Origin of the sequence: Pseudohalioglobus lutimaris (assembly GCF_002866825.1) — a bacterium.
In the GTDB taxonomy this organism is placed as follows: domain Bacteria; phylum Pseudomonadota; class Gammaproteobacteria; order Pseudomonadales; family Halieaceae; genus Halioglobus; species Halioglobus lutimaris.
The window spans coordinates 110,513-124,296 of sequence record NZ_PKUS01000010.1 but is presented as its reverse complement, the minus strand read 5'-3'; the positions used below and the strand labels follow the sequence as shown (position 1 = coordinate 124,296).

The window sequence follows — 13,784 nt, the reverse complement described above, 5'->3', positions numbered from 1 at the left end:
CGTTATTGTCATGAAGTTCAGACGTCCGTCATCCCGCACTGCGCGGGAATGACGGGGTCGTTCATGCTACCGGCAGGGTAAGAGAGGCTCCGTCCGTCCGGAGCACTTTCACGAGTCACCGCCGTTTCGGGCCTCAGGCGGCTTCAGTGCTCGACTTAACTTCGGGGTCAAAGGTGATTGGCATGTGCTTGATGCCGTTGACCAGGTTGGAGCGCGTGTACTCGATGCTTCCCGCCAGCCTGGGGTGGCGCATGCGGGGAATGATCTCCTCGAACATAACGCGCATCTCCAGTCTTGCCAGGTGTGTTCCCAGGCAGAAGTGCTGGCCGATACCGAAAGCGCGGTGCTGATTGTATAGATCGGGCATACGCTCGGCCCGGCGCACGTCAAAGGCCATGGCATCTTCGCCGAAGATGTCCTCGTCGTGATTCACCGTGTGATAGTGGAGGATGATCTTGTCCCCTTTCTTAATCTGGTTGCCATTGATCTCGGTGTCTTCCATGGCGGTACGACGCATGAGTATGAAGGCGGTGTTGTAACGCAGCATCTCCTCACAGGCATTGGCGATTTTATCCGGATTCTCTACCAGGTATTCCAACTGGTCGGGGTGTTCGATCAGCAGGCGCATGCCGTGACTGGTCACAGTACGGGTTGATTCGTTACCGGCGGCGATCAGCATCAGGAAAAACCAGACGAACTCGTCTTCGTCCAGGCCCTCGGCGCGCTCAGTGCCGCGCAACAGTGCGCCGATGATGTCGTCCTTGGGGTTCTCCTTGTGTTCGGCCGCCAATTTCATCGCGTACTCGATCACTTTGAAGGAAGCCATCTCTGCCGCCTGCTTATCGACGGCCATCTCGGAGTCCTGGTTGAACATCATGGTGTTGGTCCACTCAAAGAAGTCCTTGCGATCTTCAGGCGGAATCCCACAGAGTTCCAGGATCGCCAACAGGGGTAGCTCAGCTGCGACCTCTTCGACAAACTCGCACTCGCCCCGCGACGCCACCTGGTCGACAATGTTCCGTGCGTGCTCGCGGAACCTGGCTTCGTAAGAGTCAACCGCGCGGGGTGTAAAGGTCGCGCGTACGATTTTACGTGACTTTAACTGCCGTGGCGGATCCATGTTGATAGTCATGTGACGATGAATATTTTCGATATCCTCCGGGCTGTGCTCATCGGCCAATGCGGTGCGTGCCTCGCTGGAGAACAGTTGCGGGTTCTTCGAAATGGCGTCGATCTCCTCCCTGCCCGTTACCAGCCAGTAGGGCACACCCATGGTGGGATCGTCCATGTAGTGAATGGGCCCGGACTTGCGGATTCTCGCCAGTTCATCGTAGGGCATGCCTTCGGCATAGGTATCCGGGTCGATCAGGTTCTTGAAGTTTGCAAAGGGGCATTGGCTCATAGCTGGTTCCTCCGACGAATGAGAGCATGTCGCCAACTATAGACTAATAGGTATTAGTTACAAGTACTTTGTAATGGCCAGAAAGGTCTGCACAGAGGCAGGGCCGCAGCGGCCTTGCTGAGATGGAAGGGGGTAAGAAAAGCGGGCCCTGAGGCCCGCTATACAGTATTCACCCGGCTTGCCGAGTTAACCGATTGCCTTCAGGGTGATCTCGGCGATCTTCTCCGGTGGAATCGGGAAAAACACCGCTATCGGGTCAGTGGCCACGGCCATCACAATCTCCTCCAGCCGATCAGCGCTCACCTCCCAGCGCTTCAGGTCCGTGGCGCAGCCAATCTCCTGCTGCAGGGCACGAATTCTGGTAATCACTACTTCCAGTAGCTCAGCACCGTTCTTGTCGTTTTGCTGAATGTTCAAGGCCTGGGCCAGGCGCTGCGCATGGGGAATGTACAGCTCGGGTAGCGCCTCCATTACAATGGGCAGGAACACGCCGTTGGCATCACCGTGAGGGATGTGAAACAGTGCGCCAAACGCGTGTGCACAGTTATGCACTGGCGTCGCATTGAGCCCCGCCAGGTAACCGTTCACGGCCATGCAGCTGGCGGAGAGCATCTGTGATCTTGCCTCCACATCCTGGCCGTCAGCCACTGCCCTGGGCAGGTAGCGCTCTATCAACTGTGCTGAAATCATGCAGTGTGCATCAGTGAAAGGGTTGGCGTTGGGCGAGGCGATACCCTCCAGCGCGTGCGTCAATGCATCCATGCCTGTGGACGCGGTCAGGCCCGGGGGCAACCCCAGTGTTAGCTGTGCATCCAGTACGGCGATGTCGGCGTCCAGGTAGGGCGCCACGATGCCGCCCTTGATCCCTGCCTCGTCGTTAAAGATAACCGAACCGTTGCTGCCCTCGGCGCCAGTACCGGCGGTGGTGGGCACGGTGAGGTGGGGTATGCCAGAGTGCTGGGCAGCAGGCCAGGACTCCACCCGAATGCCGCTCTGCAGTGCCTCGGCAACGTTCAGTAACTGATGGTGCAGCGCGTATTTAACAGCCTTGGACGCATCCATAACCGAACCGCCACCCACAGCGAGAATCGCATCTGCCGCAATCTCGCGAGCATAGGCCGCACACTGGTTGACCGCGGAACTGTGCGCGTCCGGAGGAATGTCTGTATAGACGCCGGCGATAACCGGCATGTTACCCGAGTGCCAACTGTCGAAGCAGTCGAGCACACGGTCTACCACGCCTACGGCCTTCAGGCCCGGGTCGGATATGAGCAGTACGCGGCGGGCACCCAGTCCCTGCAGTAGTGCTGGAATACGTACGATAGCGCCATAGCCGCTGTGGATCACGGTGCGCATGTTGTATTGAAAGTAGCCTGTATTGGACATGACTGAACTCCGTTGAAACTCGCGTTATTGACCGAGGGTAGTGTGAACGATGCGCTGCATGGCCTTGCGCTCGGGAATGCGTTCAAACGACATCTGCACCGCCTTGGTCTCCACGTAGGCGTCGATGCTCTGGGCGCCCAGTTCACGGCCATAGCCGCTCTGCTTGTAACCGCCAAAGGGAGCATCCGTGCGCATCATGTGCCAGTCGTTCACCCAAACCGACCCTGCGCGCAGTTCCCGGGCCAGTTGTTGCGCCCGCACCAGGTCGCCTGTCCAGATGCCTGCCGACAGGCCGTACTCGGTATCGTTGGCCAGGGTAATGGCCTCTTCAATATCGGTATACTTGATCACTGATAACACCGGACCGAATATTTCCTCTCGCGCCACCTTCATGTCATTGGTCACATCGGCTAACACCGTGGGTTGGATGTAAAAACCGCCTTCGCAGCCGGCGACGGTGGCCGGACTGCCTCCACAAATGAGCCGTGCCCCTTCGTCAACGCCTGACTGGATGTAGGACATCACCCGATGGAAGTGCGCCTCGGTGGACATAGGGCCCACCCCGGTCGCAGGCTCTGCTGGATTCCCGACGATGACCTGTGCCGAGCGTTCTGCAAGTTTTTGCAAAAGCTCTTCATAGACGTCCTCGTGCACAATCAGCCGGGTACCTGACTCGCAGGCCTGGCCGGCATTCATATACACCGCCCACAGGGAGCCCTGGGCAACCATGTCCAGGTCGGCATCAGGCATGACGATACCGGGGCCCTTGCCGCCCAGCTCCAGCGTGCAGCGCTTCATGGTGGAGGCGCAGTTGGTTTGCACAATACGACCGACCCGGGTGGAGCCGGTGAAGGAGATCTTGTCGATATCGCGGTGCAGGGTCATGGCGTCACCGACGTGGGCACCGTCACCATTGACCACGTTCAGCACGCCAGGTGGCAGTACCTGTTGCAGTAATTCCGCCAAACGGATGGAGGAGGTCGGGGTGAGCTCGGAGGGTTTAAGGACGATAGTATTACCGGCAGCCAGTGCCGGGCCCACTTTCCAGGAGAACAACAACAGCGGGAAGTTCCACGCCGTGATCAGGCCGCAGACGCCCACTGGCTCTTTAAATATCTGTGAATGCCATTGCTCGGGAAGGGGCCGTGGTGACTGGGTGGTAACGAAGGGATAGGTTTTCACCGCCTCTGCCAGGTTCATCCACAAATCCGCGACCGCGGGGATATCGAGATTGCTGGCGCGGTTCAGGGTGGCGCCGGAACAGGCGATCTCCAGGCCAATCAATTCGGCGGCGTTCTGCATCACCACATGGGCGCAGCTATAAAGCACCCTGGAACGGTCCGCGGGAGACATCTCTCGCCACTCGCGATTGTCAAAGGCAGCGCGGGCGGCGGCCACAGCTTTGTCGACATCTATCTTATCGCCCATGGCAGCGCGGGCGGTGACCGTTCCGGTAGCGGGGTTGATGACATCGGCATAGTCGCCGCTGGAAGGTTCGCAGCGTTCACCATTAATAATCAGGGGGTATTGTTGTATTTCCGGCATGGTTGTTTCCTCGCTGCTAGTCCAGAAAGTGGATGCGGCCCTTGCCCAGGTGTTGTTGGACGAGTTCGCGGTATTGGTCTTCGATATGCTTGCGTTTCAGTTTCATGGTCGGCGTAAGCAGGGCGTTGCCAATGGTCCATTCATCGGTGATGAACAGGTCGGACACGCGCTCGTGAGCAGGGACCTCGGCATTGATTTCGTCGAGGGCAGTACTCAGCTCCGCCTGCAGGGCCTCGCGTCCACGCTCCTTTCCCAGTTCTGACAGCGTCGCCAGCACAATGGGCTGGTCCAGTCCATGACCCATGCAGCAAAACTGCGCCAGGGTGGGGGCTCTGCCGAACAGGGTTTCGAGGCGAGTGGGGACGATAAATTTGCCCTTGGAGGTTTTGAATACCTCGCTCACCCGGCCGGTTACCCAGAGGTTGCCCTGTTCATCGAACTTACCGGAGTCACCTGTGCAGTACCAGCCGTCGTCGAAAACCTCCTCGGTTTTCTCGGGGTCCAGGTAATAGCCTTTCATCAGCCCCTTGCTCTTGAACTGAATTTCACCGGTATCAGACAGGCGTACCTGGATGCTGTCGTCCATCGGCTGGCCGACACAGCCAGAAATGGGCTGGTCGTCCCTGGTCCAGGCAATGCCGTGAATGAAGTTTTCGGTCATGCCATAGCCGTCGCGCAGGGCAATGCCCTTATCCAGAAACCAGTCCTGCACATCACGGGGGCAGGGTGCGGACCCGGTAAGGATGAATCGTGCCCGCCCCAGTCCCAGCATCTGGGCGATGCCCGCTTTTTGTTCGGCGGTGAGCTGTGCCTGGGCCTCGGGTGGCAGTTTGGCGTCCACGCCCTCCTTGAACTTGACCCACAGGCGAGGTACGGCAAAGAACAGGGTGGGTTGCACGGAGCGGATTTCATCGCCGAATGTTTCCAACCCCTCTGAAAATGAGATGGTGGCGTTGGCGTAGAGACTGCATAACTCTACGACAATGCGTTCGGCGGCGTGGGACATCGGCAAAAAAGAGAAAAAGTCGTCCGGCCCGTCGCCCAGCCTGAAGGCCTTGGCGAGTGCCGGCACCACGTGCCCCGGGGTCTGGTACATGTGCATCACGCCCTTGGGGTTACCCGTGGTGCCAGACGTATAGATGATGGTAAAGATATCCTCGCCGTCGGGTACAGGCGAATCAGAATAAGGCTCGAAGGTCTGGTAAATCTCATCAAGACTGACATCTGTGCTGATTTTGCAGCCCAGCATGGCCACGGTGTCCATGCCGTCTACCAGCGCTTCAGTGGCGCGTGCGTGCTGGTCAAAATCACCACAGAAAACCAGCTTTGCACCGGAATGATTAAAAATGTAGTGGGCGGATTCCACGTCCTGGCCGGGGTAAATGGGAACGCTGATGTGCCCGGCCAGCATGATGGCAAGGTCAACGATAGGCCAGTCCATGCTATTGGACGACCAGATGGCGATGCGGCTGCCCTCGGGGTATTGTTTTGCCCTGAGGAAGGCGGCAATGCGGCGCACCCGGTTGGCAACGTCGGACCAGGTCAGCTCAGTCCATTCCAGGTTTTTGGGTTGGCGCAGGTAGACTTTCTCCGGAGTCTCCCGCTCCCAGCGGTAAAACATTTCCAGTGGCGTTTGCACAGTGGTGGTCATCGCTATCGGCTCCTTTCTAATTGGTATCGTCGGACAGCGCGTATGGCAGCTGTTGGTTAGTGTAGACGCTAATGCGCGTATAGCTTGACAATTTACGCTGATCTTTTGACAATTTGCGCAAGAGAATCATCGCTTATGGTTGATCCATGCAGCTGCAGTCCTACATCCGTGGTGGCGTACTTGAGTTTTTCGAGAGCACGGCTGAGTCGCTTGGCGCAGATGCCGGGTTGCTGTTAAGCGAGGCCGACGTGGCGCCGGAAGTCGTCAGCATCCGCGGAACATTCCTTCCCTATGCCAGTTATATGCAGCTGATGGGGCGGGCAGCGGACGTGACCAATGCCCCGCATTTCGGTCTGCTCATGTCCAGGCGAGGTAATGCCGAGACACTGGGAACCGTGGGTATGATCATGACCCAGGCTGATACTGTGGGCGACGCCTGGCAGACCCTGTCCCACTTCTACCGGATTCACGATACCTATGGCCGGGTGAGTATTTACCGCTACCTCGAATCAGCGATGATCAGCTATGGGCTGCCGCGGAATGACCAGCCGGGAACGCGGCAGGTCTATGATGTGGCCGCAGGTATCACCAGCAATATCATGCGTCAGTTCTGCGGGGCTGAATTTCGCGCCGAAGAAATAATTTTTCCTTACCCGCAGCCGCAAGACACCTCGGTGTACAGCGAACTACCTGCCCGCCGCATTGGGTTTGATTCAGGTTCCGGCGCACTGGAAACCTATATTCGTCCGCATTACCTGGAACAGCCACTGCAGGGCCGAAGCGACGAACTGCGCTCGGTGCTGGGTAGCTACTTTTCTGACCAGCCGAACAGCCAGGCGCAATCTACCTCCGCGGTGGTGGAGGACATCGTGAGACGCCTGTTGCCCACGGGCGATTGCAACCTGCCCCTGGTAGCGCGCACACTGGCCATGAATACGCGTACTGTGCAGGCCAGGCTGGAAGCAGAGCAGAGCAGTTTCCGGCAGATACTCGAACGCGTGCGCAAAGAGATCGCCACGTTTCACTTGCGGCGAGGCGATATGCAGTTGACGCAACTGGCTATGGTATTGGGCTACAGCGAGCTGAGCGCCTTCAGCCGCAGCTTTCGCACTTGGTATGGTGTGTCTCCCAGAAAATGGGCAGAGCAGGGCAACTGGACAGCGTGAGCCATTGAACAAAACAGGGAAAAACTGGCGATGACAAGAATTGTAATGATAACTGGCTGCTCCACTGGTATCGGACGCAGCCTCGCACTGGAACTGCACAAACGTGGCATGACCGTTTATGCGACGGCGAGGCGACCCGAAACCCTGGGGGGGCTGGCGGAGGCGGGGCTTGAAACGCTCGCCCTGGATGTCAATGATGACCAGAGTATCGCCGCGGCAATGTCACAGGTAAAGAATGAGGCTGGTCGCCTGGACATGCTGGTTAATAATGCCGGCTTTTCGCAGGTGGGTGCCATTCTTGACCTGCACAGAGAGGACTTGCGTAAACAGTATGAAACCAACGTCATCGCGCCTATCGCCGTGACCCGTGCGGCGCTGCCACTGTTGCGCGCCGCGGTCGCTGCCAACGGCGTCGCTGATATCGTCAACGTGGGTAGCATTGTCGGTTTGTTCACCACGCCATTTGCCGGTGCGTATTGCTCCAGCAAAGCCTGTCTGCACGCGTTGACCGACGCCCTGCGCATGGAAGCGAGTCCGCTCGGTATTCGCACCATCACCATTCAGCCTGGCGGTGTGCGCTCATCGTTTGGTGATCATGCCGAGGAGGGGATTCGCCTGCCGGAGGACTCTGTATACAAGCCTATCGAGGCCGACGTACGTGCCCGTGCCCAGGCGGGCCAGCAAAATGCCACGCCCACAGATGACTTCATCAAACCAGTAGTGGATAAATTGCTGCGCAAGGATCCACCGCCGGTTATCCGCGGAGGGCGCGGCAGCGTGCAACTGGTCGCACTGAAGCGACTGTTGCCGTTAAAGGCGTTCGATGCGCTGATGATCAAACGGTTCGGCCTTAACCGCTTGCGTGGGGCCTGATTCAGTGCAACGCGTTGGAGCCGGACTGGACATCCGCACCGGCTTCAGCGAACAGGTAATTCAGTTGCAGGCACTCTGCGCCCACCTGCCGGGTAGCCGAGACGGTATTGGCCACGAAGCCTGCGAACTGCTCCAGCGTAACGCCCGCCCCGCCCAGTTGGGTGCCTGCGGCCACCAGTTGTGGCGTGGCGTCATCCACCACGTCCTGGAACAATTTTAACGTGGGATAGTCCATGTTCAGGCGGCCCAGGTCCGCCGCCAGTGGCAGCAGGGCCATTGGGCGGATCTCCAGTTCAGTGGTCAGCAGTAACCCCCATGGCTCCAGGAAGAGCCGGCTGTCGATGACCCCCTCCATCTCCTGCAGAGCACGCAGATGCAAACCTTCACATCGACCACAGGTGTAAAAGTCGACTCTGGCCTCGGCCAGCCAGCTTTCCAGTGTGGCCCTGTCAAGTAGTTGGGGTGAGCTCATGGTGATCTGGTCCTGGGACGTGAGGCTGACATTCTACGGCAGATAGCCGGGTGTCCCAAGCAAAGTCCGCGTTGGCTGAAGGCAAAATTTTCTCGTGGTCAGCGTGGCGCTGATGATAAAGTCAGCAGTGTTGGCCGATTCATCTATTGCAGAGAGTACCCATGTTAAAAAAATACCTGTTGGCTATCAGCCTGCTGATGCTCAGCTCCCACGCCTTGTCCGCTGGCACTTTACGCGTCGGCATGTCCGCGGATTATCCGCCGCTTGATTTCAAGCAGGCCGGTCGTTATGTCGGCATTGAGGCCGACAATGCCACTGCAGTAGGCGAAATTCTGTCGCGCAAGGTTGAGATAGTGGAGCTGCCTTTCGATGAGCTTATTCCAGCACTTGAGTCGGGCAAAGTGGATGTGCTGATGTCCGGGCTCAGCGTAACAGCTCAGCGCAGCCAGCAGGTGCAGTTTACCGACCCCTATATGCGGGTTGGTCAGATGGCGATTATGCATAAAAGCAAGCTCGGGCGATTCTCCCAGCCGTGGTCGGTCTATCGCGAGGGCGTGCGCATCGGTGTGGAGCCAGGCACCACAGGCGCTGCCTTTGCAGAGCGTGAATTGCAGGATGCGAAGCTCAGCTTCTTCGCCAATTCAGATGAGGCCTTTCAGGGCCTGCGCAAGGACGTTATCGACCTGTACATCCATGACGCGCCGACCAGTTGGCAGTTGGCGAATGGCAAGGAAAACGGGGATTTGATAAGCCTCTACTCGCCGCTAACCGAGGAGATGCTGGCCTGGGCCGTCGCCATTGGAAACGACGCGCTTGCCGCAGACCTGAACAGGGCGCTGCAATTGATGCAGAGTAACGGTACGCTGCAGTACATACTGAACAGGTGGATCCCGGTGACCGTAGAGGTGCAGTGATGAACCGCTTGCCCTGAGCCTCGAGGAGAGGCCCGGGGCAGCGAAATGAGCGTTACTCGTTTACATCCGGGAAGCTGTAATCGTGCCCCCACAGGTCGCCTTCGGTGCTGACGGTGGGTACATGCGTTTCCCAGTCAATCAGCATGCCGTCGTACCCGTATTCCACGGCGATGCCGCCCGGCGCCAGTAAGTAAACAGAGCACATGTTGTCGTTGACATGCCTGCCCAGCGTGGCCAGGAAGTGCGATCCGGCGGCTTCGGCCCGATCCATTGTGCGACCCACCTCATCCATCGTCTCCACTTCCACCATGATGTGCACCACGCCCAGAGGGTGGGGGCCATTGAACAGGGCCAGGGAGTGCTGACGGGGGTTGTTGGCATGATAGAACTGTATCTTGATGCCATCCATGCCCGGAGGGTAAAGGGTGTCGGTCAGTCCCATGCCAATGACGTTGGTATAAAAACTGGCGGTGGCGTCGATGTCCGGCGCGGGAAGCACTATGTGCCCGAAGCCAAGATCACCGGTCTGCTGGTAGGTGGTGACAAAGCCCGGGACCCCCTGCGGTGAAACCAGGGGGGTGTAGTCGAGTTCGCGTCCCCAGTACAGCTCGAGGGTATTGCCGGCGGGGTCTGCGGTTGTTGCGAAAGCGGTTACGCCGCGTCTTTTGGCTTCCTCGGCTGAGCCCGGGGTAACCGATTGCCCGCTTTCAGCGACTGCCTCGCAGGTGCGCTGCCAGGCGTCCTCAGAGGGAAACTCGAGACCGGCGGCGATCAGGCCATCTGCCTCTGCTGGCTCGACCATCAGGCGAAAAGGGTGGTCGTCCATGCGCAGGAAGCGCGCCCCGGCGGGGTCCTCGCGCCGGGCATCCATTAATCCCAGCACGTCCGTGCCAAAGTCCATCCACGCCGCCACGTCGGTGGCGCCTATTCGTAAGTAGCCTGAAGCTGAAACAGACATGTGTTTCTCCTGCGGTCAAATTTCGATGCACGCATTATGGGCCAATCCTCTCGTCGCGCCATCCCTTATTCCGGTTAAAGCAATGGCGGTTCACCATAATGATCTGAAAAGTCACTTGCAGTTGATTAGATGGGTCATTGAGCGAAAAAGTCATTGCTCTGATACTGAGAGGCTATCAAGCAGGATCAGAAGGAGAACGCAGCCCGTGCCGGAGTCAGATTCAGAGTCAGAGATTCTCAACCAGGCTTTTGAGCTTGGCTATACCTACACCCGCTCCACCGGCCCCGTCGTGGGACGCTTCCTTACCGGCTTGCGTGAGCGGCAGGTTGTGGGCAACCGGGGCAGCGATGGGCGGGTCATTGTACCGCCGATGGAATACGACCCGGGCACCGCCGAAGCACTCAGTGAATTTGTCGACGTGAGCGAAGAGGGCGAAGTGGTCAGCTGGGCCTGGGTGAAGCACCCGCGAGAAGCGCACCCCAGTGATCAGCCCTTCGCCTGGGCGATGATCCGCCTCGATGGTGCCGACGTGCCCATGGTGCACTGGGTGCAGGCGAACAGGGAAGCTGACATCAACACTGGCAGTCGTGTCCGTGTGCGCTGGGCCGAGGAAACCACGGGATCAATCAACGATATCGCCGGTTTCGAGCTGGTATAGAGGGAGCAGACCATGAGCGAACAACAGGAACCGGTAACCGGCATCGAAGTGCCCATATACCTGAAATACAACTTCACCGCCGGAGCGGGGCCTGCGCGCTTTCTCTCCCAGGTCAAGAAAGGTGTGCTTACCGGCCAGCGCTGTCCGCGTTGCGATCAGGTGTATATTCCCCCTCGCGGCTCCTGTGCAGCCTGCGGCGTGGCCACCGAAGAAGAGGTGGTGTTGTCCGACAAGGCGACTGTGCAGTCCTTTACGATAGTGTCTATCCCTATCCCCAATAATCCCATCCAGCCGCCCTACATTATTGCCAACCTGGTCGCGGATGGCGCCAACATATCTTTCATTCACCTGATGAGCGAATGCGTCAATGAGGATGTGCGCATAGGACAGCGTGTGCAGGCGGTGTGGAAGCCTGAAGAAGAGTGGGACTACGCCATGGATAATATCCGCTATTTCAAGCCGATCGACGAGGCCGATGTGCCTGTGGGCCAGATCGGCAAACTACCGGTCAGTGGCTGGAAGGGTTGAGCCGATGAGAGATATTGCGATTGTTGCCTTCCACCAGTCCCGCGCTGTGGCAGATGCGGGGGCCTGCAACGAAGTCGAAATGATAATGCCGGTGCTGAATGAAGTGTACCAACAGGTTGGCATCAACAACGCCCAGGATGTGGACTTTGTCTGTTCCGGCAGCTGTGACTACCTGCAGGGTGCCGCGTTTGCATTTGTCGCCGGCGTCGATGCCCTGGGTGCCGTGCCACCGATCAAGGAGTCTCACGTTGAGATGGATGCAGCCTGGGCGCTGTATGAATCCATTCTGAAACTGCGCATGGGGCATGCCGATTCGGCGCTGGTCTATGGCTTTGGTAAATCCTCCCCGGGTGAGCTGCCTGTTGTGCTGTCGCAACAACTGGATCCCTATTACCTGGCACCGCAGTGGATAGACACGGTCTCGCTGGCGGCGATGCAGGCCAGGCTAATGTTGGACCAGGGCATGCTTACCGAACGCGATATGGCTGAAGTTGTCTCCCGTTCCCGGCGCAATGCAATGCGTAACCCCGCAGCCCAGCTGGCCGGCGACGTCAGTGTAGAGCAGGTTCTGGCTGAAGAAACCTACCTGTCCCCGCTGCGCAAGGCAGATTGCTGCCCCGTTTCCGATGGAGCGGCGGCGATGATTATTTGCACGGTAGACAAGGCCAGGGAATGGGGCGTGCCCTATGCGCTGATTACAGGCATAGATCACCGCATCGAAACGCACAACCTGGGCATGCGTGACCTCACCGATTCTGTATCCACGCGTCAGGCCGCAGAAGGAGCGGGCGTGGGTGCCGGCGCAATTGACGTGGCGGAACTGTACGCACCTTTCAGTCATCAGGAGATCATTCTCAGCCGGGCCCTGGGGCTTGAAGGCAGTACGTCGGTGAATCCCAGTGGCGGGGTGCTCGCCGGCAATCTGATGATGGCCTCTGGTCTGTCACGGATAGGTGAGGTATTCAAGCGCGTCGTCAGCGGAGAGGCAGAGCGTGGTGTGGCCCACGCGACCTCAGGGCCCTGCCTGCAGCATAACCTGGTCACTGTAGTGGAGAAGGCGTAATGGCGAACCTGGCAGCTGTGGTCGGTATCGGCCAGACCAAGTACACAACCAAACGTGAGGATGTCTCCATCGCCGGGCTGGTGCGGGAGGCCGCGCAGAACGCGCTGCAGGACGCCGGCCTGCACTGGGACGAGATCGACGCAGTCATTCTCGGCAAAGCGCCGGATATGTTCGAGGGCGTCATCATGCCCGAGACCTATCTGACCGACGCCCTGGGCTGTAATGGCAAACCCATGTTGCGCGTGCACACAGCGGGCTCGGTAGGTGGGTCGACCGCCATCGTCGCGGCGTCCCACGTGCAGAGCGGCACGTTCAAGCGCGTGCTGACGGTGTCATTCGAGAAACAGTCTGAGTCCAATGCCATGTGGGCACTGTCCAGTCCACAGCCGTTCTCCACGCACCTCAACGCGGGAGCGGGCGGCTACTTTGCGCCCATTATTCGCGAATACATGCGTCGTTCGGAGGCGCCCTACAACGTTGGCATCAAAGTGGCGGTCAAGGATCGCCTGCACGGTGCACGCAATCCCCTGGCTCACCTGCAGCGTCCCGATATAACCATGAAGGAGGTTGAAGACTCTTTCATGCTCTGGGACCCGATCCGTTTCCTGGAGTCCTGTCCTTCTTCTGATGGCGCCTGCGCCATGGTCATTGCCTGTGAAGAGCTGGCTGAACAGGGCCCCAAGCCTCCAGCGTGGATACGCGGCGTGGCAATGCGCTCTGAGCCGACCATGTATGCAGGCCGGGATGAGGTCAATCCGCAGGCGGGCAGGGACTGTGCCGCGGATGTCTACCGCCAGGCGGGTATTACTGACCCGCGGCGTGACCTGGACTGCGCCGAAGTCTACGTGCCCTTCAGTTGGTACGAGCCCATGTGGCTGGAAAACCTCGGCTTTGCACCTGAGGGCGAGGGCTGGAAGCTTACCCTGGAGGGTGCCACGTCGCTTGACGAGGACGGTGATATACCCTGGAACCCCTCTGGCGGAGTTTTATCATCCAACCCTATTGGCGCCTCGGGCATGATCCGCTTTGCAGAAGCAGCGCGACAGGTACGCGGCGATGCCGGTGATCACCAGGTCAAAGGCGCCAGGCTGGCCCTGGGCCACGCCTACGGGGGCGGGGCGCAGTTTTTTGCCATGTGGGTAGTCGGCGCAAACAAGGAGTAGGGTCT

13 protein-coding genes are annotated in these 13,784 nt (G+C 58.8%); 7 read left to right on the top strand and 6 right to left on the bottom strand.

Annotated elements, in window-relative coordinates; translation table 11 throughout:
- Window positions 1-133: 133 nt before the first annotated feature.
- The 4 genes from C0039_RS10000 to C0039_RS09985 all read right to left on the bottom strand — a co-directional run bounded on the left by C0039_RS10000 (window position 134) and on the right by C0039_RS09985 (window position 5,984).
- Window positions 134-1,402: a cytochrome P450 gene (locus C0039_RS10000; protein WP_101517978.1), complete on the bottom strand. Its 1,269-nt coding sequence runs from the start codon at window positions 1,400-1,402 to the stop codon at window positions 134-136.
- Between the two features lie 186 nt (window positions 1,403-1,588).
- Entirely contained in the window at window positions 1,589-2,788 is a 1,200-nt protein-coding gene (locus C0039_RS09995; RefSeq protein ID WP_076001249.1) for an iron-containing alcohol dehydrogenase, read from the bottom strand.
- A gap of 24 nt (window positions 2,789-2,812) precedes the next feature.
- Window positions 2,813-4,333 carry an aldehyde dehydrogenase family protein gene (locus tag C0039_RS09990; protein WP_101517977.1) on the bottom strand — a complete coding sequence of 507 codons (1,521 nt, stop codon included), beginning with the start codon at window positions 4,331-4,333 and terminating at the stop codon, window positions 2,813-2,815.
- A 16-nt stretch (window positions 4,334-4,349) separates the two neighbouring features.
- Window positions 4,350-5,984: an AMP-binding protein gene (locus C0039_RS09985; RefSeq protein WP_101517976.1), complete on the bottom strand. Its 1,635-nt coding sequence runs from the start codon at window positions 5,982-5,984 to the stop codon at window positions 4,350-4,352.
- Between the two features lie 146 nt (window positions 5,985-6,130).
- Between C0039_RS09985 and C0039_RS09980 the strand changes: the two genes are divergently transcribed.
- Both C0039_RS09980 and C0039_RS09975 read left to right on the top strand, forming a co-directional pair.
- Window positions 6,131-7,150: an AraC family transcriptional regulator gene (locus tag C0039_RS09980; RefSeq protein WP_101517975.1), complete on the top strand. Its 1,020-nt coding sequence runs from the start codon at window positions 6,131-6,133 to the stop codon at window positions 7,148-7,150.
- Window positions 7,151-7,180: 30 nt separating this feature from the next.
- Window positions 7,181-8,023 (top strand): SDR family NAD(P)-dependent oxidoreductase, encoded by an 843-nt coding sequence (locus tag C0039_RS09975; RefSeq protein WP_101517974.1) that lies wholly within the window; start codon window positions 7,181-7,183, stop codon window positions 8,021-8,023.
- A gap of 1 nt (window position 8,024) precedes the next feature.
- Here C0039_RS09975 and C0039_RS09970 read toward each other — a convergent pair whose 3' ends face one another.
- Window positions 8,025-8,495: a YbjN domain-containing protein gene (locus C0039_RS09970; protein WP_076001253.1), complete on the bottom strand. Its 471-nt coding sequence runs from the start codon at window positions 8,493-8,495 to the stop codon at window positions 8,025-8,027.
- 161 nt (window positions 8,496-8,656) lie between these two features.
- Here C0039_RS09970 and C0039_RS09965 point away from each other — a divergent pair, with 161 nt between their 5' ends.
- Window positions 8,657-9,409: an ABC transporter substrate-binding protein gene (locus C0039_RS09965; RefSeq protein ID WP_076001254.1), complete on the top strand. Its 753-nt coding sequence runs from the start codon at window positions 8,657-8,659 to the stop codon at window positions 9,407-9,409.
- A 52-nt stretch (window positions 9,410-9,461) separates the two neighbouring features.
- On the opposite strand, the gene C0039_RS09960 is transcribed toward C0039_RS09965, so the two are convergent.
- Complete coding sequence (locus C0039_RS09960; RefSeq protein WP_076001255.1) at window positions 9,462-10,367, bottom strand: VOC family protein; 906 nt, start codon at window positions 10,365-10,367, stop codon at window positions 9,462-9,464.
- A 205-nt stretch (window positions 10,368-10,572) separates the two neighbouring features.
- Between C0039_RS09960 and C0039_RS21195 the strand changes: the two genes are divergently transcribed.
- Genes C0039_RS21195 through C0039_RS09940 form a run of 4 tightly spaced genes read left to right on the top strand, consistent with a single transcriptional unit; the run spans window position 10,573 to window position 13,779 of the window.
- The gene (locus C0039_RS21195) at window positions 10,573-11,025 is read left to right on the top strand and encodes a Zn-ribbon domain-containing OB-fold protein (protein ID WP_076001256.1); all 453 of its coding nucleotides are present in this window, start codon (window positions 10,573-10,575) and stop codon (window positions 11,023-11,025) included.
- Between the two features lie 12 nt (window positions 11,026-11,037).
- Window positions 11,038-11,553 carry a Zn-ribbon domain-containing OB-fold protein gene (locus C0039_RS21190; RefSeq protein WP_076001257.1) on the top strand — a complete coding sequence of 172 codons (516 nt, stop codon included), beginning with the start codon at window positions 11,038-11,040 and terminating at the stop codon, window positions 11,551-11,553.
- A gap of 4 nt (window positions 11,554-11,557) precedes the next feature.
- Complete coding sequence (locus C0039_RS09945; RefSeq protein WP_076001258.1) at window positions 11,558-12,616, top strand: lipid-transfer protein; 1,059 nt, start codon at window positions 11,558-11,560, stop codon at window positions 12,614-12,616.
- Window positions 12,616-13,779 (top strand): thiolase domain-containing protein, encoded by a 1,164-nt coding sequence (locus C0039_RS09940; RefSeq protein ID WP_076001259.1) that lies wholly within the window; start codon window positions 12,616-12,618, stop codon window positions 13,777-13,779. The genes C0039_RS09945 and C0039_RS09940 overlap by 1 nt, the downstream gene beginning before the upstream one ends.
- Window positions 13,780-13,784 lie beyond the last annotated feature (5 nt).